The following is a 19301-nucleotide window of genomic DNA, read 5'->3' on the forward strand; positions in this document are numbered from 1 at the left end:
CCCTCTTGTCTCGGCCGAGCGTCAGCTGTCGCTGCTGCTCGCCTTCTGCGTCAGGTCGTAGAAGGTGGCCGAACCCACCGTCACCTTCTTGAAGTTGGCCTCGACCCAGCTCGTGATCTGCGAGGACGTGCCGCTGCTGCTGCCGCCCATGCCGCCGCCGGAGCCGCTGGAGATGAAGTAGTGGACCTTGCCGTCCGCCACGTACTCCTTGAACTGCGCCAGCGTCGGGGACGGGTCGGTGCCGTTGAAGCCGCCGATCGCCATGACCGGGTCGCCGGTGGAGAGCTGGTAGCTCGCCGCGTTCTGGGCGCCGATGGCCGCCGCGACCCAGGTGTAGTCGCCGGAGTCGGCTTCCAGGAGCTTCTTGGCCTCGTCGGTGACGGTCGCGCCGTTGAGGAGGCCGCCGGCACCGCCGCCGCCACCCATGCCGCCGCCTTCGCCGGTGCTGCCGCCCGGCATGCCGCCGTTCTGCCGGCCCTGGCCCTGCTGCTGGCTCTGGCCGCCCTGGGAGTTGCTGTTCCCGTTGCTGTTGCCGTTCTGGCCGGGCATGCCGCCACCGGGGAAGCCGTTGCCGTTCTGCTGGTTCTGGCCCGGCATGCCGCCGCCCGTACCGCCACCGGGACCGCCGCCCCGGCCGCCACCGCCGCCCATCATGCCGGCACCGGCGGGACCGGCCGTCACGATGGAGCCGGTGTGACCCTCCTGCAGGGTGCTGATGGTGTACGCCGTCGGACCGGCCAGCGAGGCCACCAGGCCCACCGACGCCGCCGCGAGGGCGAGCTGCCGGTTGATCCGGCCCGCGAAGACCAGGCCGAGCGCGGAGGCCAGGCCGCCGATCAGGACCAGCCACTTCAGCCAGGGCAGGTAGTCCGAGGTGCGGTTGAGCAGGACGTAACCCCAGGCGGCGCCGGCCACGACCGCGGCCGCGAGGGTGAGGGACGCCCAGATGTCCTTGCGCTTCTCCCACAGCAGGGTCGAGCCCATGCCGATCACGGCGGCCATGTAGGGCGCGAGGGCGACCGTGTAGTACTGGTGGAAGATGCCCGCCATGTAGCTGAAGACGACCATGGTGATGAGCAGCGAGCCGCCCCAGACGAGGAACGAACCGCGGGTGACGGACGTCCGCTTGAGCTTGCGCGTCGCCACCAGGCCCGCGACCAGCAGGATCAGCGCGGCCGGGAGCAGCCAGGAGATCTGGCCGCCGATCTCGGAGTTGAACATCCGGTCCCAGCCGGTCTCGCCCCACTGGCCGGTGCCGGTGTTGCCGCCACCGCCGCCGACGCTGCCGGTCTCCTCGCCGTTGAGGCGGCCGAGGCCGTTGTAGCCGAAGGTCAGCTCGAGGAAGCTGTTGTTCTGGGAGCCGCCGATGTAAGGGCGGGAGGACGCGGGCCACAGTTCGACGATCGCGACCCACCAGCCGCCGGAGACGATCAGGGCGGCCGTCGCCGCGGCCAGCTGACCGAAGCGCTTCTTCAGCGACACCGGCGCGCAGACCGCGTAGACGATCGCGAGCGGCGGCAGGATCAGAAAGGCCTGGAGGGTCTTGGCGAGGAACGCGAAGCCGATCGCGACACCGGCCCACAGCAGCCACTTCGTACGGCCGTCCTCCAGGGCGCGGACCACGAAGTAGCAGGCCACGGCCATCAGCAGGGCCAGCATGGCGTCCGGGTTGTTGAACCGGAACATCAGTGCCGCGACGGGGGTGAGCGCCATCACGGCGCCGGCGATCAGACCGGCCGCGGGGCTGAAGCGGCGGCGCACGGAGGCGTATACGACGGCGACCGTGCCGATGCCCATGAGGACCTCGGGCATCAGGATCGCGAAGGAGCTGAGCCCGAAGACCCGCACCGACAGGGCCATCGGCCACAGCGAGGCCGGGGGCTTGTCGACGGTGATGGCGTTGCCCGCGTCCAGCGAGCCGAAGAAGAACGCCTTCCAGGACTGGCTGCCGGCCTGGACGGCCGCGGAGTAGAAGGAGTTGGCATAGCCGGAGGAGCTCAGGTTGTAGAAGTAGAGCGCCGCGGTGACCATCAGCAGGCCCCAGAACGCGGGGCGTGCCCAGCGGGGGTCCTCGGGGCGGCCGCGCCACAGTCTTTTGACGAAGGGCTGCTTGGGCTCGCCGGCCTCGGGGGCGGGCGGGGCCGCGGAAGCCGAGGGCTCCTGGACGGCCGTACTGGTGATGGTCATCGGGGGTCCCCCGGGGTGTTGTCGGAGGGACGCACCGGCTGAAGCTGCATGGTGGCGTCCCGCCAGCTCTGGTCCGCGGCTTCACCGGCGCGGAACTGGGTGTCGTACGAGTACTGGGGCGCCGTCTGGCGCTGCGGCAGCGGCGCGTGGGGCAGCTGCCCGGTGGGGTACTGCGTGGAGTAGGTGGGCGAGGAGGGGGTGGGGGCCGGCTGGTGCGAGGCCACCACCATCGACTCGCGGCGCTCGGGGAAGACCCAGGCGCGGAAGAGCAGGAAGCGCAGCACGGTCGCCGCGAGGTTGGCGGCGATGAGGACCGCCAGCTCGGTGGAGTGTGCAGGGTCGCTGCTGGCCGCGCTGAGGGCGGCGAGCGACCCGCTGGTCAGCGCGAGGCCGATGCCGAAGACGACCAGTCCCTGGGCCTGGTGCTTGACGGCGCCACCACCGCCGCGCACCCCGAAGGTCAGCCGGCGATTGGCCGCCGTATTGGCAACGGCCGAGACCAGCAGGGCGAGCGCGTTGGCGACCTGCGAGCCTCCGAACTGCCGGAAGACGCTGTAGAGCAGCAGATAGAACAGGGTCGACAGCCCGCCGACCACACAGAACCCGACGAGCTGGCGGGCCAGCCCCTTCGGTACGTCCTGGATCTCGCGGTCGCGCGGATCGTCGCCGAACGGCCGGGTGATCCGGTCCAGCGGCAGGGATCCGGTGGCCAGGGCCTTGCCCACGCGCCACACCCCCTTGAGGTCCTCGGTCGCCGTCTTCACGATGTGGACGGTGGAGTCCGGGTCGTCGACCCAGTCGACGGGCACTTCATGGATACGGAGCCCCGCGCGCTCGGCGATGACGAGCATCTCGGTGTCGAAGAACCAGCCGGTGTCCTCGACCATCGGCAGCAGCACCTGGGCGACATCACGCCGGATCGCTTTGAAGCCGCACTGCGCGTCCGAGAAGCGGGCCTGCAGCGAGCCGCGCAGGATCAGGTTGTACGAGCGGCTGATGAACTCCCGCTTGGGGCCGCGCACCACACGGGAGGAGCGGGCGAGCCGGGATCCGATCGCCAGGTCGGAGTGGCCCGAGATCAGCGGGGCCACCAGCGGGAGCAGGGCGTTGAGGTCGGTGGACAGGTCCACGTCCATGTAGGCGAGGATCGGGGCGTCCGAGGCGGACCACACGGTGCGCAGGGCGCGACCACGGCCCTTCTGCTCCAGCCGGAAGTTGCTGACCTCGGCGATCTCCGCCTCCAGCCGTGACGCCACCTGTGGGGTGGTGTCCGTCGACGCGTTGTCCGCGATCGTGATGCGGAACGCGTACGGGAAGGTGCGCTTGAGGTGCTCGTGCAGTCTCAGCACACACGGCTGGAGGTCCTTCTCCTCGTTGTAGACGGGGATCACTACGTCCAGGACAGGCGCACCGGCGTCTCCGGCCGGGAGGTGCTCCCGCGCCGGCAGATTGCCGGGAGAAGAGTCGGTTCGCATGACAACGACTCTGGTCAAGTGCCCTGTTGCACCCATGTGCTGGCACTGTGCTGTACCTGTGAGTGCGATTGCCAGTTCGTTTCGGGGGCCGGGCGGGGGGCCACCGGGGCGAGCGCGGGCAGATGCACGGTGAACACGGTCCGCCCCGGAACGCTGTCCACGGTCACGGCACCGCCGTGCGCCGTCACCACGGCCTGCACGATGGCGAGCCCGAGCCCGGTGGACCCGGAGGCCCTGGACCGCGAGGAGTCACCGCGCGCGAACCGCTCGAAGACATGCGGCAGCAGATCGGGCGGGATGCCCTGGCCGTTGTCCTCGACGTCCACGCACATCCAGGGTCCGCGCCGCTGGATACGGGCGGTGATGGTGGTACCGGGCTCCGTGTGCTTGCGGGCGTTGCCGAGCAGGTTGATGAGCACCTGCTGGAGGCGTGCGGCGTCGCCGGAGACGAGGGCGGGTTCATCGGGCAGGTCGAGACGCCAGTTGTGGTCCATGCCGGCCGCGCGGGTGTCGCTGATGGTGTCCACGACGAGCGGGATGAGATCGGTCTGCTCGAACTGGAGGGGCCGGCCGGCGTCGAGCCGCGCGAGGAGGAGGAGATCCTCGACCAGCAACGTCATCCGGCCCGCCTCGGACTCGATACGGCCGAGGGCGTGCCGGGTGTCGGGGCCGATCTGCTCTCTGCCGCGTCTGGTCAGCTCGGCGTAGCCGCGGATGGAGGAGAGGGGGGTTCTGAGCTCGTGACTGGCGTCGGCGACGAATTGCCGTACGCGCATCTCGCTCTGCTGACGCGAGTGCAGGGCGGCGTGGACGTGGTCCAGCATCCGGTTCAGCGCGGCGCCCACCTTGCCGACCTCGGTGTTCGGGTCGCACTCCGACTCGGGGACACGCTCGCTGAGGTTCACCTCGCCGGTGTGGAGGGGGAGTTCGGAGACCCGGGTCGCTGTCGCGGCGACTCGGCGGAGGGGGCGGGTGGCTACGCCGACGATCACGGTGCCGGCGATACCGGCGGCGATGAGACCGGCGGCGGTGACGCTGGCTTCTACGGCGATGAGGGTGTTGAGGGTGTTGTCGACTTCCTTGGTGGGCAACCCGACGTAGTAGCTGCCCTTGTCGCCGGAGGTGTACTTGACGAGGTACTCACCGAGGCCGGGAATGTCCACGGTGTGCAGCTTCTCGTCCTGGGTGACCTCGTTGAGCGCCTCAATCGCCCCTTCGCTGAGGTCCACCGCGGTCCTGTTGTAGGAGTCGTCGTCGTCCCCCACCTTGGCGTCAGTGATGACGCCCTTCTGGACCGTGGCAGCGATGCTGCCCTGCTGCGGCCCCTTGGTGACCAGGCTCTCCAGGTCGTTCGTAGTGCCCGTCGGCGGCGTGTCGTCGCCAACCTTGCCGGGCGGAGCACCCACACCGGAGGCCCGCGCCGCGGCCTCTCCGACCTTGGTGCCCAGTTGCTCGTACAGATGCGACCGCAGCGCCAGCGTCGTCACCGTGCCGATCACCGCGCACACCACCGCGATCAGCACCACGGACGCGACGACGAGCCGCGCCCGCAGGGTGCGCGGCTTGCCCAGTCGCCTCTTCTGCGTACGCGGCCGTCGTCGTCCGCTCATGACGCGGCAGGCTTGATCAGGTAACCCGCACCACGCCGGGTGTGAATCATGGGCTCACGACCGGCGTCGATCTTGCGGCGCAGATACGAGATGTAGAGCTCGACCACGTTGGCCTGGCCGCCGAAGTCGTAGGACCACACACGGTCGAGGATCTGCGCCTTGCTGAGCACGCGCCGCGGATTGCGCATCAGGAAGCGCAGCAGCTCGAACTCGGTGGCGGTGAGGTGGATGCCCTCTCCGGCCCGCGACACCTCGTGACTGTCCTCGTCGAGGGTGAGGTCACCGACGACCAGGACAGAGTCGGAGCGCCGGTCGGCGGCACCGGAGCGGCGGATCAGCCCGCGCAGCCGGGCCACGACCTCTTCGAGGCTGAAGGGCTTGGTGACGTAGTCGTCGCCGCCGGCGGTGAGCCCGGCGATCCGGTCCTCGACGGCGTCCTTCGCGGTGAGGAACAGGACGGGAACGTCCGGCAGCTCACGGCGCATGCGCCCCAGGACGGTCAGACCGTCCATGTCGGGCAGCATCATGTCGAGAACGACGGCGTCGGGCCGGAACTCCCGAGCGGTCTGGATGGCACCCGTGCCATCTCCCGCACTCCGGATCTGCCATCCCTCATAGCGCAGGGCCATGGACAGCAGCTCGGTGATCGACAGCTCGTCGTCCACCACAAGCACTCGGACGGGGCTCCCGTCCGGCCTCAGCAGTTCGGTGCGCCCCTGGGGCGAGGTCGTGGTCATGTGGCCACACTGTCTGGATCCTCTGAGAGCACGCTTTTCAGAACCTGTGATTTTCCTGAGAAACTCACAGGGACCTCTCAGGGAACGCCCTGGAGGCTCCTTGCCTTCTCAGCGGCCGGACCTCTCACCGATCGGCCCGCTGGAAGCCGTGGCTGTGCTCGACCCGGGCGATGTGCAGTGAGTACCGCTCGTACCAGTGCGCCCGCCCGTGCTCCTTGGCCTCCCGGTGCTCCGCGTTCCGACGCCACTGCTCGATGCCGGCCAGGTCCCGGAAGTAGGCGATGGTGATCGACAGCCCGCCCGGTGTGCGGGCCGAGTCCTCGCCGAGGAAGCCGGGGACCTCCTGGACCAGCTCGCCCATGCGCTCCGCGGTGGCGCCGTATCCGGTGTCCTCCTCGGTGCGCAGGGAGGTGAAGACGACGGCGTAGTACGGAGGTTCGTGGGCGGCGACGGGTACGACAGGTGCAATGCGGTGATCGCTCATGTCATCCACGGTCGTTCCCGGCTGGGCGCCGCGTCCAGACACCTTGCCGAAAGGGATCCGGGAGGGATCCGAGTCTTTACCATCGGCCTCCAGCGGGTCGCCCGAACCGTCGGGTCTGTCAGAACAATCCGTCCTGCACCCCTGTCTCCCTCCTGAACTCCCGCACCGGCACCGAAAGTTCCTCGGTGTCGACGGGGATCAGCCCCCATCCCGTCATCAACCGCGTGTCCAGCACGACCACCCCGCCCCGGGTCTCCAGATGCAGATCGGGTCCGGCGGCGGCGACCAGCCGCCCTCCCACCGCACCCCCGGCGACGAGTTCGGCGACCACACCGGTGGGGGCGGGCAGGTCCGCCAGCCCGAACGCCCGCACATGGTCGACGGGTTGGCAGGGCTCGGCCCGCAGCGACTCCGGCCACCCGCCCAGCCCCACGGCCCGCGTATGCAGCTCGCGGATCTCGGCGGCCCGCTCCGCCTCGGTGCCCGGCAGCCCGGACCGCACCGCCCGCTTGTCGGCGTAGGGAATGCGGTCAGGCACCCGCAGGGCGGCCCGCAGCAGTTCCTCCGTCCGCCGGGCCGCCATGAGCGGGCCGACGCCGAGCCAGGTGAAACAGACGGCACCCTGTTCGAGCAGCCGCGCGGAGCCCCGTTCTTCGGCGGTGATCCCGACCTTGGTCATGCCGGGTCCGAACCAGGCCAGATAGACGTGGTACGGCCGTGGATCGTCCGCGATGGTGTCGGCGGCGACGGAGTGCGCCCGGTCCAGCCGCGCACACTCCTCGCACCGCGCCCCCGTACTCCGCCCCGACACGGCCGCCCGCACCGGACACGCATGCCCCCGCGCTCCCACGCATGTCCGCACACCCCCGTCCGCGACCCCGAAGGCCACCCGTTTCCCCCAGGTCAGCGCACTGCGCCGCCCGCCTTCCCACGTCAGCACGGGACCGTCCGCCGCCCACCGCAGCCCCGAGCACTTCCATGCCTGTGCCATCGCTGACGAGAGTAGAGGCCGGCACTGACAACAGTCGGTGAGCAGCGGAAACAGCGGTCAGCGACCGGCCTCCGCCCCCGCGGGCGCCGGCTCCCCCGTCACCACGACCGACCCCGCCCCCGGGGCGGGCACCGACTCCACCGCCGTACTCCTGACCCGGCCCCGACCCGCCAGCCGGCACCCCACGCACCCCGGATGCCCGTCGCGCGCCGAGCTGTCCCGCACCCGCATCCCCCACTCCTCCCGGGGCCTGCGCCCCGGTGGCTTGCCCCAGCCGGTGAGGTGGAGGGCCCAGGTGACGAGGACGCTCACCACGACGACGGCGAGCCCGCCCGCCAGCACCGGGGCGGACACCATGATCATCCCGAGCCCCAGAACGGCCGACCCGACGATGGCCACGGCGAATCCGGTCCACCCCGCGACCGTGTGCCCCTCGTCATACTGGTGCGCACTCACGTTCTCGCCTCCCGCTCACAGCAACAGAACATCTCACGACGTAAGAAATTTAGCACCGAAACCTCTCACGATCTAAGGTAATCAGCAGATGCAAGCCGAGCCCCGCCCCGCCACCACCCCGGCCCAGGCGCTGTCGTCGATGGACTCCCTCATCGCGACGCATCTGCTCGGCCAGCAGGAGATGGCCCAGCGGCTGGGCCTGAACGTCACCGATCTCCTCTGCTTCGCCTGTGTCCTGAAGGCCGGCGAGGACCTGCTCACCGCGGGCGACCTCGCGGAGCACGCCCATGTCACGACGGGCGCGATGACCGGCATCCTCAACCGCCTCGAACGCGGCGGCTTCATCACCCGCCGGCCCGACCCCGACGACCGCCGCCGGGTCCGCGTCGCCGCCGTCCCGGCCGCGGTCGCTCGCGTCGAGGCCCTCTACGGCCCCTACTACGCCCGCCTCAACACCCTCTTCGCCGACTACTCCGCGGACGAGATGGCCGTACTGAACGACTGGTTCACGCGTACGACGGGCCTGGCGCTGGAGTACGTCGAGGAACTCCGGGACCAGGACGGCGATCAGCGGTCGTAGCGGCGGGCGCGGCTCCTGGGTAGGGCCTGGCGCAGGGCGATGGTGGGGCTGGCTCCACCATGGGTTCGGTAGGGGACACCCTCGTTCCGGAGGGCGCGCGACGAGATCGTAGAACCACGCTGATCCGGGCTGAAGCCGGGGTGAAACTCCACTGAAGCCGGTCCGGGGTCAGCTGTGGTCTGTCAGATTCGCGCCCCGCCCGGAAGGAACCGTCATGGAGACGCAGCGCACAGAGGCCAAGCCGGTGGGCCCGCTCGCTTCCTTCGTCCGGTTCGTGGTGTGCGGCGGCGGGGTCGGCGTCCTGTCCAGCGCGGCGGTTCCGCTGCTGGCGCTGCTGATGCCCTGGGCGGCGGCGAACGCGGTGATCACGGTCGCGTCGACGATCCTCTGCACCGAACTGCACGCCCTGTTCACTTTCGGCACCGGCGGCCGCGCGGGTCTGCGCCGCCACCTCCAGTCGGCCGGTTCGGCGACCGCCGCCTACGTCGTGACCTGCGCCGCGATGTTCGTCCTGCACTCGGTGCAGTCCTCGCCGAGCCTGGTCTGGGAGCAGGCGGTCTACCTCGGCGCCTCCGGTCTCGCCGGGATCGGCCGGTTCCTGGTGCTGCGGCTGTTCGTCTTTGCCGGAGGCCGCAAGGAGACCACGGCCGCGGCGGTACGTCCGGTGCGCGGCAGCCGCCTCCGCCACGGCGACCTGCTGCTCGCACGCTGAACTCCCCGGCTTCGGGGCCCCGGGATCTCCCGGGGCCCCGCTCATGCGTTCAGGAGCCGTCGGCCCGGACCGCGTACACGTACCGCTTGTTGACGTACTCGCTGGCGTTCCAGATCACGGACTCGCTGTACGACCAGCCCGACGCACCGCTGCTGTGGTAGCTGAGGTCCTCGGAGCCGATGGCGAGGTCGGCGACGGTGCTCGCGCTGTTCGCGCCGGAGGTGAAGGTGCGCAGCGTGCCCGCGCTGGACGGGCCGGCGCTGACCGAGAGGTAGTGCTTGGTCTTGCGGGAGACGACGCCCTGGATCTTCTGCTGGGCGACGGTGACGGCCTCGGTCGCGGTCAGCGAACCCGGGTGCCGGTCGGTGTAGTCGAGCTCCCAGCGGACCACCTTGGGCACGGTGTTGGTGGGCTTGGTCGAACCGAGGAAGGGGTCGCCCGGCTCCTCGTAGTCGACGACGCCGGAGAGCGAGTACTCGCCTATCACCAGGCTGTCGGGGGTGCTGGCGCGGTCGAGCCCGATCGCCGAGTAGCGCAGCCAGGTTCCCGCGTTGTCGTAGGCGTGGCTCTGCGGGAGGACGTACTTGTAGCCGTAGCCGTAGTACTGACCGTCGGTGTGCAGACCGCACACGTCCTTCTCCGTGGTGGGGACGGTGAAGAGGGTGTTGAGGTCGAAGATCCTCAGGCCCTTGTACGTGTCGACGACGTACAGCAGGTTGCCGTACCACATGATGCCGCCGGCGTGCTTGCGGACGGGGTTGAAGGAGTACGCGCCCGTGCTGGTCCTCACCGGTTCGACCAGCAGTATGTGCCGATAAGTGGGCGCGGAGGGGGTGTTGTAGTCGACGAAGGTGAGCCGCATGCCCTTGTCGATGGGCTGCTCGTCCCCCGCGTTGTCAGGGTCGGTGTCGGTCTCGAAGTACCAGGAGACCAGGATGACCTTGTTGCTGCCGCCCTCGGGGTAGAGCCCGTTGCCGTAGGCGTCGGCGCTGGTGGTGACGCCCTGGGGTATCCAGTAGGCGACCTCCTGGTCGTCCGGATCCCAGGCGAAGCCGGCCTGGAATGCCTCGGACGTGCTGGGGGCGCTGCTGAGCACGTCGGCGCTGCGGTTGGTGTCGGCTATGACGGTGGTCGCGTCCACCTTGGTCAGACTGGCCGCCAACCCGGCTGCCAGGGCGGCGAATTCGCCGTGGCTGTTGTAGGAGCGGCTGGTCAGTGAGTACTGGCCGGCGTCGATGGTCGCGGCGTGCGCGGCGGTGGGGGCAAGCAGGCTGCCGGCGGCACCGACGAACGGTGCGGCGGCGATGCCCTTGATGATCGCTCTTCGCGTCATGGTCATGACGCGAGAAAATATGCGGATTCGAACAGATAGCACAAGCACGTATGTTCGTCACCAACGGGCAAGGGCGGCACGCCACTTGCCCCGGACCGCCCGACCCCGCCCACCGATTGCGGTCGCCCTCGCGAACGGGCATCGGCGCGTCTGCCGGTTCGAACCTGGCCTGACCGACGCCGAGTTCGACCGCGTGGAGGTGGCCCGGGGTGCGGTGGACGAGACCTGGCAGCCGAAGGCCACGGTCCCTTTCCGGCCGGACCTCGTCTGCTCTACCACGCCTGCGTGGCTCCCCGGGCGGCCGTTCTCGAGACCCGGTCGAGGGGGGCTAGCGGTCCCCTGGGGTACGGCTAGCTACACCCCCCACGCGGTAGGTCGCTCCATGGCGGCTGAAGGCCGACGGGGGCATCGTGGAAAGCAGAGGATCCGAGAGGCACAGACCCGAGGCACAGCCCGAGGCACGTCACACCTCCCCGGAAGGAAATCCGATGCAGTCGCTGCCCTCCCCCGAGCCGAACACCACCGTGGCCGCCCTGACCGAGACCGCGCACGAGAGCGAACTCGCCCCGCTCCTCACCGCCTGGGACCAGGCCCACTCGCCCGCGGCCGACCCCGAGTGGCGCCACCTCCTGGACGAACTGGCCCACCCCCGCACGACCGAGGCGTTTCACCGCCTGGCGGGAGCCACAGCTTGAACCCGCCCTCTTCTTGCCGCCAGACCCAGAACGCCAGAGGCCCCGGACATCACGCCGGGGCCTCTTCTCGTGTGCGCGGGTGGCTGTCCTTCTCCTACGCGGACTCCACGGTCAGCGCGTAGTCCACCCCCACCGAGAAGTCCTGCGACCGACCGCGGATCTCCAGCGTGTGCTTCCCGCTCCGCAACGGGGGCAACTGGACCCAGAGGCCGCATCCGGTGGCCGTGAAGCGCTCGCCCGTGCCCGTGACGGGATTGCCGGCGACCCCCTCCACGGAGATCGTCTCCCCACGGCTGGTCTCCACGTCGACCTTCTCGCCGTCCAGGACCGCGGATCCCTCGGCCGTGCTCATGAACTCCGCACAGCCCGCCGGGTCGGCGACCAGGTTCACCAAGGGGAACGCGAGCGGAACCCCGCCGGGAACCGCGCAGGTGCGCTCGGCCCGAGTGCCGAACGTGCCCGCCAGGAACCACACGTCCTTACGCTGGTTACGTCCGCACTCGCGTCCGTCCTCGTCGGCGACCGGGTTCGTGGCCTCGGGCTCCGACGCCGCCCAAGTCCACCACCGGCTCTGCAGAACCTCGGAGGACAGCCGGGCCTGCGACGCCGAGTCCGCCGGCGACACGGAAGCCGCTGCCGCTTCCGTCGTCTGCGCCCCCGCCTCAGGGGAGCCGTCCGAATCCCCGGACGCGCTGCCGCCGCATCCCACCAGCGCGGCCAGCATCATGCCGACGAGCCCCGCTCTACCTATCCCACCGTTCATCAGCACCCCTCCCGTACCGCGAACCCGCCCCCGACAACGCGAGAGGCCCCGGATCTCTCCGGGGCCTCTCACTTCATGTGCACTCGGCAGGATTCGAACCTGCAACCTTCTGATCCGTAGTGATCTGAAGGGATTCCACGAGTTCCACAGGTTCCAGTGAACGCGCCCCGAGACCGGTCCGGAGGCTCCGCATCCCGTCCTTCCCACGCATTCCGTGAGACGCGTGTGAGACGGGGCGGCGCCGCTCGGTGATCTCACCCACCGCACGGCGCCTTGATCCAGACCCATCCTGATCAAGGAGTCCAGACCATGAGCACCACCGTACAGACCTTCCCCAGAACGCTCGGCGAGGTCCTCGCGAGCGGCGACGCAGCGCTGACGAACCCGGACGTGACCCGTACTCGGGCGTGCACCACTGTGGCGCAGGTGCTCGAGGCGGAAGAGCGCGCGGCCGTACGCCGTTCCGTAGACGCGCAGTTCCCGGTTGTGGCCGCGTTCCTCGCCGCCGGCATCGAGTGGCCGACATCCCACTCGATCACAGCGAACCTGCCCGGTGACTTCCCGTGGTGCGCACTCGGTGAGTGCCTCGAGCACCGCTGCCGCGACGGTGAGGCCTTCACTGAGCGCTCCAGCGCGCAAGCCAGCTGCGGTGGCGAGGGGGCCGCCCTCGATTCCGCCGACGCTGAGCAGGTCATCGACAACGTGGCGGAGTTCCTCGAGGACATGCGCGCCCTGCACACGCAGCTGCTCGAGGGCGCGTCGCCCAAGGTGGTGAAGTGGGTGCGCGACCTCGAGGCCTACGTCGAAGACGAGCCGGACCCGCGCGCCGCCTACGAAGAGGTGGCGGCCGCGATCCGCTCGAAGCGCCCCTGCAAGACCTACGCCTGGTGCACCGAGCGCGGCCAGCACGAAGACCACCAGGGCGCCCCGATCGCCGTCACGGTCCCGGGTGAGACGGACCCGTACCTTGACGCGCGGCTGCTGTCGTTCGGTCCGGGAACGGAGTCGATCGGGTTCGCTGAGTCGGACGTCACGCCCGGCCAGGCCCGCCAGGAGGCAGCGAAGCTGCGGGAGTTCGCGGACCGGCTCGAGGGCCTGGCCGCGGTTGTGGAGGCGGGACGATGACCGAGGAGCCGAACGCTGCCCTCTCTGTCCCGGACGACGTCCGTGGCTTCCTCGCCGCGATCTTCGAGGCCCTCGACATCCCCGCCCCCGCCACCATCGGCGACACCGCTGCCCACGACCGCATCCTCAACGACCGCGCCATGCATGCAAAGATCGCGCTCCGCGGCCTCCTCGAAGACGACGTTCCGCTCGGCATCGAATGGACCACGACCTACCTGCGGGAGCGGCTCGCCGAGCACCAGCCCACCGGATACCGCGCGTGGGGTGAGGGCCAATGACCGCGCCCCGCACGATCACCCTGCCCACCGTCGACCACGGGAACGTGACGGTCCCCGAGCCGTCGTGGTGCACCGGACATGACGGCCAGCAGCCCGGTCACCGCGTCGACATCGTCCACAAGGGCCCGAACGTCGTCCTCAGTTTCCTCGGCGCGGAGATCCTCGCTGCGGGCCTGGCACAGTGCCCGTTCACGACGGTCGCCGGTCCCGAGCTCGGGGGCCCCACGGTCGGCGTCTCGGTGTACCCGCCCGGACGGGTACTGACCCCGGTCGCTCTGTACGACCTGGCCGCCACGCTCGACGCCTACGCGGACCGACTGCGCGGCCTCGCCGACGAACTGGCCGCCCTCATCGGGGGTGGCAGCTGATGGACGTCCGCGAGTTCCTCCGTAGCCTCCTGCCAGGCGACGATCGCCAGCTGGCCGCCGCGCAGTACGCCGGCCGCGAGTCGGCATCCGACGAGGTCGCACGCAGGCAGCGGATGGCCCACGGCCGCCGCCTCGCGAAGTCGACCGACAGCCGCCCCTACGGCGGTGATGCGTGATGGCTGCCATGTCCCGTGAGACACGCAGGATCGTCGTCGCGCACCTCACCGACCGCGGCATGAATCCGGCCGATATCGCCGCTGAGCTGGACGTTTCCGCCGACACCGTACGCAGAGACCTCCGCGAGCAGCCCCCGTCGGCACCCGCCCCGGAGCCCGAGCCTGCGGCACCTGTTGCGGCCGGCCTGCTGCTGCCCGAGAGCACGCAGCTACGGCAGAACCTCAACCTCCTCGCCGCCGCATACAACGGGCTCCCCGAGGACGTCGCACGGTTCGCGATCCACCAGGCGGCGCAGGCCGTGCGCCGCCGATGGCAGGGCCGTCTCGCCGCCCGAGCGAAGCAGCACACCTAGTCGTGGTGCTTGCCGCGTTCTTTGGGCTCTCTGCCCTGCTCGGCCTCCTCGGCCTGTGCGCGATCGCGCCCCGCAGCGTGCCCCCGATCTCCGGCACCTGCGCATTCATCGTCACCCTCGCCGCGCTCGGCGTGGCCATCGTCCGCTGAAGGACCCCATGCACCCCATGAACTACGTCACCTACGGCGGAGTGACCATCGGCCTCTGCCTCCTCATCCACCAAGTCATCACCTGGTGGCCCGGCCGCAAGTCCCTCATGAAAGACCCGCTGAAGCAGGCAGAGAAGCTGCTCCCCTGGCTGCTCGCCTGGTGCTACGGCGCCCTGACCACCCTCGGCATCGCCGGTCTCGTCGGCACCGCCTCCGGCGCCGTCCTCGGCCTGTCCAACTGGCTCGGCGACGTCGCCCTGTTGTGGGGCGTCGGCGAGAGCCGCGGCCAGCTGGCCGGCCGCGCGACGTTCATGCCGCTGTCCGGCCCCGGGGCCTGCCTGGTGCTGATCCTGACCGTCGCGTTCCTCGCGGCAGTGAAGAAGGCCAGCGGCGACCGTGCGGGCGTCCTCAAGCGCGGTGCCTGGTGCGGCATCACGTTGGGCACCAGCGCGGGCGTGGCCGGGTTCGCCGCTGTGCCGCTCGCCATGGCGGCGAACTGGCTCGGCAACACGGTGTACGGGGTCGTCGGATGAGCGGGAAGAAGAAGCCAGCAGCGGAGCCAGAGGAGTCGTCACGGGCGGCCGGCGCGTGCGTCTTGGTCGTCCTCGGCGGGGTCGTGGTGGCGGCCGCGTTCGCCATCGACGAGGCCGCGGGGGTGCTCTTCGTGGTCGCCACGGCGACGCTCGCACTGTGGCGGTCCGTGCGGCGTACAGCTAACCCCGCTCCCCCACCGGGGGACACGCACCCCTCATGCCGTGAATGCGCAGGTCACGAGCCTGCCCGCGTTGAGGCTCAGAAGGGGGTGTTGATCTACGAGTTCACGCTTCCGCACCGCCCCAACCACACCCACACCCACACCGTCAGGGAGGTGACCGAGCGATGATCCGACGCCTCCTCGCCGCCCTCGGGTACGAGCAGCAGCCGCTCTACTACTGCGCCTCGTGCGCAGGTTGGTACCCGATCGGCCACTTCTGCGAGTAGCACTGGCTACTCCCCAAGTCGGCGGCCCCGGGGAGAGATTCCCCGGGGCCGCTTCACACTTCATCCCGAGCACTACACCCGTAGTTCGCTCCCTCCTGCCGCCATCCACGGAAACGGCCCCCGAGACGGGACACAGGTCCCGTCTCGGGGGCCGCTCTGCTGCCCGCGTCACCCGCCATCGGGACGGGTGCGGCGCACCTCGCGGAAGAAGCGCCTACGCGGGCCCCGTGCTGGCCTATCCGCCAGGGGAGCGTGAATGGCCAGCACGGGAGATCGGGTAGTCAGTGAGGGCGCGAGGAACGGCGAGCCGCGCGCCATTCCTCGTACAGCAAATCACCGGTCTCGCACTGCGCGTTGACGTTGACGCCCTGGCCGTCCACGGCCGTGCAGGTCCGGCAGCTTGCGGAGTGCTCGCTTAGGTGGCGCAGGGCAGCAGCTTCCGGCGTCTCGTCTCTGTCGCGCATCTGCTCATAGTGGTTGCACAGTGCGACCAGGACGCGGGCCAGCTTCCGTGCGTACTCCATGGAATCGGCCGGACCGGCTCGGAGCTTCCCCCGCGCCTCGCCGACGCACGCGCGGGCGCAGAACTGCTGAGGACTGTTCTTCGGGAGCGTGGCCAGCAGCCGGTCAACGTCGGGCGCGAGGACCTCGACATGCCCGCGCAGGGTGGCCGTGAGCGTCGCCACTTGGTCGGGAGCCAGCGCCAGGGCGTCGGGGGTCGCATCGGGGGTGAGCGCGATCAGGGCGGTCTCACGCATGACCATCAGGTCCGGGGCGTCTCGATCTCCCTCTGCCTGATCCATCACCTGAGCGGTACGGTGCGTCATGTCGTCGCTCCCTCAAAGCGTCGGCCGCGCCCCGGGCCGTTGCTGCGGCCGCGGGGTTCACCTGATCCGGTAAGGATCTTGTGGCGCAGGGGGGCGGCTCGATCCCCCGCCGGTAATCTCACCGTGGGATGACTTTCCATCCCGTTTGCGGATAGCCGGGGGCGTCTCATGTCGACCTTGCTCGAGCCGATCGAACTTCCCGACTGGGCGTGGGAGCGCGCCGAAGTGCGCCAGGCCTTGAGAGCTCGCGATATGGGCGCGGTTTTCCGGCACGTGCAGCAGTACGCCGGCGCGAGTCAGGCCCGCATCGCCATGGCGGCCGGCATGACACAGGCCCGGGTGAACGAGATCATCCACGGTCGCCGGGAAGTGGCCCGGTTGGACGTCTATGAGCGCATTGCCGATGGTCTGCGCATGCCCGACGACGCACGCCATCTCCTCGGCCTGGCCGCGAACCGTGAGAAGCGGGCGGGCGGAGTCGCCTTCGACCTCGCCGCATTTCCCGAAGTCGTCCGCGTGTACGCCGCGCAGGGCTCCGCTGCCGAGGAGATCCAGCAACAGGCACGCGCGGCACAGCAGCTGGACGTCCTGGCCGTGCGCGGCCTTGGCCTGATCGGCCTGAACGACAGTCTCTTGCGGGCCTGTCTGCCGCGAGAGAAGGGGGGCCGCGGCCTCCGGATCCGGGTAGCCCTGCTCGATCCCGAGAGTGAGGCTCTGAGCCGCCGCGCGGCAGAGATCGGGGAGTCCGCGGAGTCTCTGGCCTCTGGAGTCCGTCTGGCCGAAGCACGTCTGAGGGAGCTGGCCGACGGGTGTGACATCGGAGTGTGGCGGTACAAGATGCTGCCGACCTGGCGCCTCATCCGCACGGACGGCACCTTGTTCGTCGGTGCCTTCGACGCGGGGTGGGAAGGGCATGAGTCGGCCACGTACAAGGTGATGGAGACTCCGCACGGGCCCCTGTTCCGGGGGTTCTGCAGGATGTTCGAGGCCGTGATCGACGGGGCTCAGCGCACGGTCTGAAGGGGAAGGGAACAGAAGGTGATCGAGGCGGAGTTGAAGGCGCGCGTGCACGCGCCGGAGGCGGTCATGCAGGAGCTCGAGGGGCGGGCCACGGCCCGTGTGGAGGTGTACCGGGATACGTACTACGACCGGCCGGACGGCTCCCTTGAGCGTGCTGGCGAGGAGCTGCGGGTGCGCACGGTGCACGGAGCAGAGGGCACCCGCACCGTGCTCACCTACAAGGGCGCCGCGGTCGACGAGGACTCCGGCTCGAAGCCCGAGCACGAGACCCGCGTCGACGATGCCGACCAGGCGCACGCGATCCTCCTCGGCCTCGGTCATGTGGAGTTGATCGCGTTCGAGAAGCGGTGCAGGAACTACGACTTCACCGCGCACGGCCGGCAGATGCTCGCCACCCTCGTTCGCGTTCCGGAGATCGACGGGACGTTCCTCGAGATCGAGACTCTCGTCGACGAAGACCAGGTAAGGCCGGCTCTCGAGGACATCCGCGCCGTACTCGCCGAACTCGGCATCGGCCCGCAGGACTTGACCCGTGAGACGTACACGGGCGCTGTGGCCGCACAGCGACGCTGAACAGGAACTGAAGGCAGCAGGAAGGCCCGCCACGGTTGGAAGAGCGTGGCGGGCCTTCCCTATGCTCACGTCGACCAGGCGCACCCCTGACCGACGCGAGGGCTCACGCGGTGAGGTCGATTTCGACGATGGCGGACGGCTGGAAGATCTTCAGTCCGGCGTCCATCTCGCACCGGAAGCGGACCATGTTGCGCTGGAAGTCCGATGCCCCCGATCCGGCCCCGAGTGCGTTCGGGTCGTAGACGTTCTCCGACCAGTCAAGCCGCACGTCTTCCACGAGCTGCAGCTCGGTCGCGAGGCCGAAGTTCACGAGGTGCGCAGTGCCGGCGGTCTGTGCCGTGGTCGACACGACCGGCAGGCCCCACAGGCGCCGTGCGGTGACGTCGACCGTCTGGACCGGCCCCCCGAGGTAGTAGTCCGCCTCGTTGTTGGCGAGGAGCTCCACCGTCTCCCAGTCGTTGGGGTGCATCACGTAGGCCGCGCCCTCGATGAACGAGTTCACCTCGAGCTTGGTCTTGGCCTTGCGCAACGTGGTGAGCAGGTCCGTATCCCAGGCCTGCGCCTGCGAGCCGGACACGTTAGCGATGCCGGTCATGTTCTCGCCGGAGCCGCTTCCGTTGATGATCTGCCCCTCGAGGGACAGTTCCGTCCCCAGGCGCATTTCGACGTCCAGGACGCGCTCGAGGGACGGAGCATCGCGCAGGTCCTGGCGGGCGATCGGCTCCGACAGGTGCGCGATCGTCCGCGTCCGGTCGTCGATCCGCTCCCACGTGTAGACGCTGGTCGGCTTCAGCGCCCCGCGCGCCACCGGTGCCGCGTTGTTCGTACGGACGGTCTGCCGCAGGTAGCCGAACCTCGAGGGCCCCGTCACGGTCGGGATGAGCTGGCGCAGAGCCAGCACGGGTACGCCGATGCGGATCGGCTCCGGGTCGAGCGGGACCGTCAGGGGCACGGCCCCCGACGCGAGAATGCCCTTGTAGCCAGCGCTCCCGGATACGGCATCGCGGACCTTGCTGCCCCAGTCCGAGCCGCCGGCCGCCTTCACTCGAGGGTGCTGGCTGGCCTTGCTGGCGCCGCTCGCCCGCTCATGGAAGCCGGTCCGCCCCTGTCGAAAACTACCGTCACCGGACGGGGCGATGTCGTCCCCGAGCTGCCGCAGTGTCGCCTTCAGGTCGTCGTCCGGTCCGGGACCGCGTTCGGCCGCGGCGGCCTGCTCGAGTAGGTTCCTCCCCTTCGCAATGGCGGCCTGCACAGTCCTGGCTTCATTAGGCGTGAAGTCACGGCCTTCCGCCTCAGCCAGGGCAGCGATCCCCTTGGCCTCGATGAGCGCCTTGCGCCCTTCCATCCTCAACGTCTTCGCATCGGCAGGCATCTGCCGCCTCCTTCGGGAAGTTGGGTCTCTTCCCGGTGCACGGAGGCGGACCGCCG

The 19301-nt window shown here is 69.8% G+C and carries 24 protein-coding genes; 13 read left to right on the forward strand and 11 right to left on the reverse strand.

Annotated elements, in window-relative coordinates:
- Positions 1-21: 21 nt before the first annotated feature.
- The 7 genes from OHU89_RS24535 to OHU89_RS24565 form a co-directional block, all read right to left on the reverse strand.
- Positions 22-2187, reverse strand: a complete 2166-nt coding sequence (locus tag OHU89_RS24535; RefSeq protein ID WP_405645854.1) for an ArnT family glycosyltransferase — start codon at positions 2185-2187, stop codon at positions 22-24.
- A complete protein-coding gene (locus tag OHU89_RS24540) occupies positions 2184-3662 on the reverse strand; it encodes a glycosyltransferase (protein ID WP_405645856.1) in 1479 nt (492 codons plus the stop codon). Before OHU89_RS24540 ends, OHU89_RS24535 begins: the two co-directional genes overlap by 4 nt.
- Before the next feature lie 14 nt (positions 3663-3676).
- A complete protein-coding gene (locus OHU89_RS24545; RefSeq protein ID WP_405645858.1) occupies positions 3677-5272 on the reverse strand; it encodes an ATP-binding protein in 1596 nt (531 codons plus the stop codon).
- Complete coding sequence (locus OHU89_RS24550) at positions 5269-6009, reverse strand: response regulator transcription factor (protein ID WP_019054929.1); 741 nt, start codon at positions 6007-6009, stop codon at positions 5269-5271. The genes OHU89_RS24545 and OHU89_RS24550 overlap by 4 nt, the downstream gene beginning before the upstream one ends.
- Positions 6010-6133: 124 nt before the next feature.
- Entirely contained in the window at positions 6134-6493 is a 360-nt protein-coding gene (locus tag OHU89_RS24555) for an antibiotic biosynthesis monooxygenase family protein (RefSeq protein ID WP_405645860.1), read from the reverse strand.
- Positions 6494-6611: 118 nt separating this feature from the next.
- Positions 6612-7484, reverse strand: coding sequence for a DUF2797 domain-containing protein (locus OHU89_RS24560; RefSeq protein WP_405645862.1), 873 nt, complete (start codon positions 7482-7484; stop codon positions 6612-6614).
- A 57-nt stretch (positions 7485-7541) separates the two neighbouring features.
- Positions 7542-7940, reverse strand: coding sequence for an HGxxPAAW family protein (locus OHU89_RS24565; RefSeq protein WP_405645864.1), 399 nt, complete (start codon positions 7938-7940; stop codon positions 7542-7544).
- 88 nt (positions 7941-8028) lie between these two features.
- Between OHU89_RS24565 and OHU89_RS24570 the strand changes: the two genes are divergently transcribed.
- On the forward strand, positions 8029-8520 hold the full coding sequence (locus OHU89_RS24570) for a MarR family transcriptional regulator (protein WP_405645865.1): 492 nt from the start codon (positions 8029-8031) through the stop codon (positions 8518-8520).
- A 214-nt stretch (positions 8521-8734) separates the two neighbouring features.
- A complete protein-coding gene (locus OHU89_RS24575) occupies positions 8735-9232 on the forward strand; it encodes a hypothetical protein (protein WP_405645867.1) in 498 nt (165 codons plus the stop codon).
- Between the two features lie 49 nt (positions 9233-9281).
- Here the strand turns inward: OHU89_RS24575 and OHU89_RS24580 are convergent, their stop codons facing one another.
- Positions 9282-10565: a hypothetical protein gene (locus OHU89_RS24580; protein ID WP_405645869.1), complete on the reverse strand. Its 1284-nt coding sequence runs from the start codon at positions 10563-10565 to the stop codon at positions 9282-9284.
- Between the two features lie 488 nt (positions 10566-11053).
- Between OHU89_RS24580 and OHU89_RS24585 the strand changes: the two genes are divergently transcribed.
- Positions 11054-11260: a hypothetical protein gene (locus tag OHU89_RS24585; protein WP_405645870.1), complete on the forward strand. Its 207-nt coding sequence runs from the start codon at positions 11054-11056 to the stop codon at positions 11258-11260.
- Positions 11261-11354: 94 nt separating this feature from the next.
- On the opposite strand, the gene OHU89_RS24590 is transcribed toward OHU89_RS24585, so the two are convergent.
- On the reverse strand, positions 11355-12023 hold the full coding sequence (locus OHU89_RS24590; protein ID WP_405645872.1) for a signal protein: 669 nt from the start codon (positions 12021-12023) through the stop codon (positions 11355-11357).
- A gap of 309 nt (positions 12024-12332) precedes the next feature.
- On the opposite strand from OHU89_RS24590, the gene OHU89_RS24595 reads away from it, so the two are divergent.
- The 8 genes from OHU89_RS24595 to OHU89_RS24630 are packed head-to-tail and all read left to right on the forward strand — an operon-like array spanning position 12333 to position 15355.
- Positions 12333-13148, forward strand: a complete 816-nt coding sequence (locus OHU89_RS24595) for a hypothetical protein (protein ID WP_405645874.1) — start codon at positions 12333-12335, stop codon at positions 13146-13148.
- Positions 13145-13426, forward strand: a complete 282-nt coding sequence (locus OHU89_RS24600; RefSeq protein WP_405645876.1) for a hypothetical protein — start codon at positions 13145-13147, stop codon at positions 13424-13426. The genes OHU89_RS24595 and OHU89_RS24600 overlap by 4 nt, the downstream gene beginning before the upstream one ends.
- Positions 13423-13794, forward strand: coding sequence for a DUF6907 domain-containing protein (locus OHU89_RS24605; RefSeq protein ID WP_405645877.1), 372 nt, complete (start codon positions 13423-13425; stop codon positions 13792-13794). The genes OHU89_RS24600 and OHU89_RS24605 overlap by 4 nt, the downstream gene beginning before the upstream one ends.
- Positions 13794-13970: a hypothetical protein gene (locus OHU89_RS24610; protein WP_405645879.1), complete on the forward strand. Its 177-nt coding sequence runs from the start codon at positions 13794-13796 to the stop codon at positions 13968-13970. The genes OHU89_RS24605 and OHU89_RS24610 overlap by 1 nt, the downstream gene beginning before the upstream one ends.
- Before the next feature lie 8 nt (positions 13971-13978).
- The gene (locus OHU89_RS24615; RefSeq protein ID WP_405645880.1) at positions 13979-14323 is read left to right on the forward strand and encodes a helix-turn-helix domain-containing protein; all 345 of its coding nucleotides are present in this window, start codon (positions 13979-13981) and stop codon (positions 14321-14323) included.
- Positions 14324-14325: 2 nt separating this feature from the next.
- Positions 14326-14472: a hypothetical protein gene (locus OHU89_RS24620; protein WP_405645882.1), complete on the forward strand. Its 147-nt coding sequence runs from the start codon at positions 14326-14328 to the stop codon at positions 14470-14472.
- Between the two features lie 17 nt (positions 14473-14489).
- Positions 14490-15005 (forward strand): hypothetical protein, encoded by a 516-nt coding sequence (locus tag OHU89_RS24625; RefSeq protein WP_405645884.1) that lies wholly within the window; start codon positions 14490-14492, stop codon positions 15003-15005.
- Positions 15002-15355, forward strand: coding sequence for a hypothetical protein (locus tag OHU89_RS24630; protein ID WP_405645886.1), 354 nt, complete (start codon positions 15002-15004; stop codon positions 15353-15355). Before OHU89_RS24625 ends, OHU89_RS24630 begins: the two co-directional genes overlap by 4 nt.
- A 379-nt stretch (positions 15356-15734) precedes the next feature.
- Here the strand turns inward: OHU89_RS24630 and OHU89_RS24635 are convergent, their stop codons facing one another.
- A complete protein-coding gene (locus tag OHU89_RS24635) occupies positions 15735-16280 on the reverse strand; it encodes a DUF6415 family natural product biosynthesis protein (RefSeq protein ID WP_405645888.1) in 546 nt (181 codons plus the stop codon).
- Positions 16281-16448: 168 nt separating this feature from the next.
- Here OHU89_RS24635 and OHU89_RS24640 point away from each other — a divergent pair, with 168 nt between their 5' ends.
- Both OHU89_RS24640 and cyaB read left to right on the forward strand, forming a co-directional pair.
- Positions 16449-17300, forward strand: a complete 852-nt coding sequence (locus tag OHU89_RS24640) for a helix-turn-helix domain-containing protein (protein WP_405645889.1) — start codon at positions 16449-16451, stop codon at positions 17298-17300.
- Between the two features lie 18 nt (positions 17301-17318).
- Complete coding sequence (gene cyaB / locus OHU89_RS24645) at positions 17319-17873, forward strand: class IV adenylate cyclase (RefSeq protein ID WP_405645890.1); 555 nt, start codon at positions 17319-17321, stop codon at positions 17871-17873.
- A gap of 103 nt (positions 17874-17976) precedes the next feature.
- Here the strand turns inward: cyaB and OHU89_RS24650 are convergent, their stop codons facing one another.
- Positions 17977-19245, reverse strand: a complete 1269-nt coding sequence (locus OHU89_RS24650; RefSeq protein WP_405645892.1) for a phage major capsid protein — start codon at positions 19243-19245, stop codon at positions 17977-17979.
- Between the last annotated feature and the right edge of the window lie 56 nt (positions 19246-19301).

Origin of the sequence: Streptomyces sp. NBC_00019, from assembly GCF_045041015.1 — a bacterium.
GTDB lineage: Bacteria > Actinomycetota > Actinomycetes > Streptomycetales > Streptomycetaceae > Streptomyces.

Coding starts and splice junctions, on each gene's coding strand:
- OHU89_RS24650 (WP_405645892.1), bottom strand. CDS start 19,245: ATGCCTGCCGATGCGAAGACGTTGAGGATGGAAGGGCGCAAGGCGCTC.
- OHU89_RS24600 (WP_405645876.1), top strand. CDS start 13,145: ATGACCGAGGAGCCGAACGCTGCCCTCTCTGTCCCGGACGACGTCCGT.
- OHU89_RS24555 (WP_405645860.1), bottom strand. CDS start 6,493: ATGAGCGATCACCGCATTGCACCTGTCGTACCCGTCGCCGCCCACGAA.
- OHU89_RS24585 (WP_405645870.1), top strand. CDS start 11,054: ATGCAGTCGCTGCCCTCCCCCGAGCCGAACACCACCGTGGCCGCCCTG.
- OHU89_RS24630 (WP_405645886.1), top strand. CDS start 15,002: ATGAGCGGGAAGAAGAAGCCAGCAGCGGAGCCAGAGGAGTCGTCACGG.
- OHU89_RS24610 (WP_405645879.1), top strand. CDS start 13,794: ATGGACGTCCGCGAGTTCCTCCGTAGCCTCCTGCCAGGCGACGATCGC.
- OHU89_RS24595 (WP_405645874.1), top strand. CDS start 12,333: ATGAGCACCACCGTACAGACCTTCCCCAGAACGCTCGGCGAGGTCCTC.
- OHU89_RS24575 (WP_405645867.1), top strand. CDS start 8,735: ATGGAGACGCAGCGCACAGAGGCCAAGCCGGTGGGCCCGCTCGCTTCC.
- OHU89_RS24570 (WP_405645865.1), top strand. CDS start 8,029: ATGCAAGCCGAGCCCCGCCCCGCCACCACCCCGGCCCAGGCGCTGTCG.
- OHU89_RS24545 (WP_405645858.1), bottom strand. CDS start 5,272: ATGAGCGGACGACGACGGCCGCGTACGCAGAAGAGGCGACTGGGCAAG.
- OHU89_RS24550 (WP_019054929.1), bottom strand. CDS start 6,009: ATGACCACGACCTCGCCCCAGGGGCGCACCGAACTGCTGAGGCCGGAC.
- OHU89_RS24540 (WP_405645856.1), bottom strand. CDS start 3,662: ATGCGAACCGACTCTTCTCCCGGCAATCTGCCGGCGCGGGAGCACCTC.
- OHU89_RS24605 (WP_405645877.1), top strand. CDS start 13,423: ATGACCGCGCCCCGCACGATCACCCTGCCCACCGTCGACCACGGGAAC.
- OHU89_RS24615 (WP_405645880.1), top strand. CDS start 13,979: ATGTCCCGTGAGACACGCAGGATCGTCGTCGCGCACCTCACCGACCGC.
- OHU89_RS24590 (WP_405645872.1), bottom strand. CDS start 12,023: ATGAACGGTGGGATAGGTAGAGCGGGGCTCGTCGGCATGATGCTGGCC.
- OHU89_RS24625 (WP_405645884.1), top strand. CDS start 14,490: ATGAACTACGTCACCTACGGCGGAGTGACCATCGGCCTCTGCCTCCTC.
- OHU89_RS24580 (WP_405645869.1), bottom strand. CDS start 10,565: ATGACGCGAAGAGCGATCATCAAGGGCATCGCCGCCGCACCGTTCGTC.
- OHU89_RS24640 (WP_405645889.1), top strand. CDS start 16,449: ATGTCGACCTTGCTCGAGCCGATCGAACTTCCCGACTGGGCGTGGGAG.
- OHU89_RS24535 (WP_405645854.1), bottom strand. CDS start 2,187: ATGACCATCACCAGTACGGCCGTCCAGGAGCCCTCGGCTTCCGCGGCC.
- OHU89_RS24560 (WP_405645862.1), bottom strand. CDS start 7,484: ATGGCACAGGCATGGAAGTGCTCGGGGCTGCGGTGGGCGGCGGACGGT.
- OHU89_RS24635 (WP_405645888.1), bottom strand. CDS start 16,280: ATGACGCACCGTACCGCTCAGGTGATGGATCAGGCAGAGGGAGATCGA.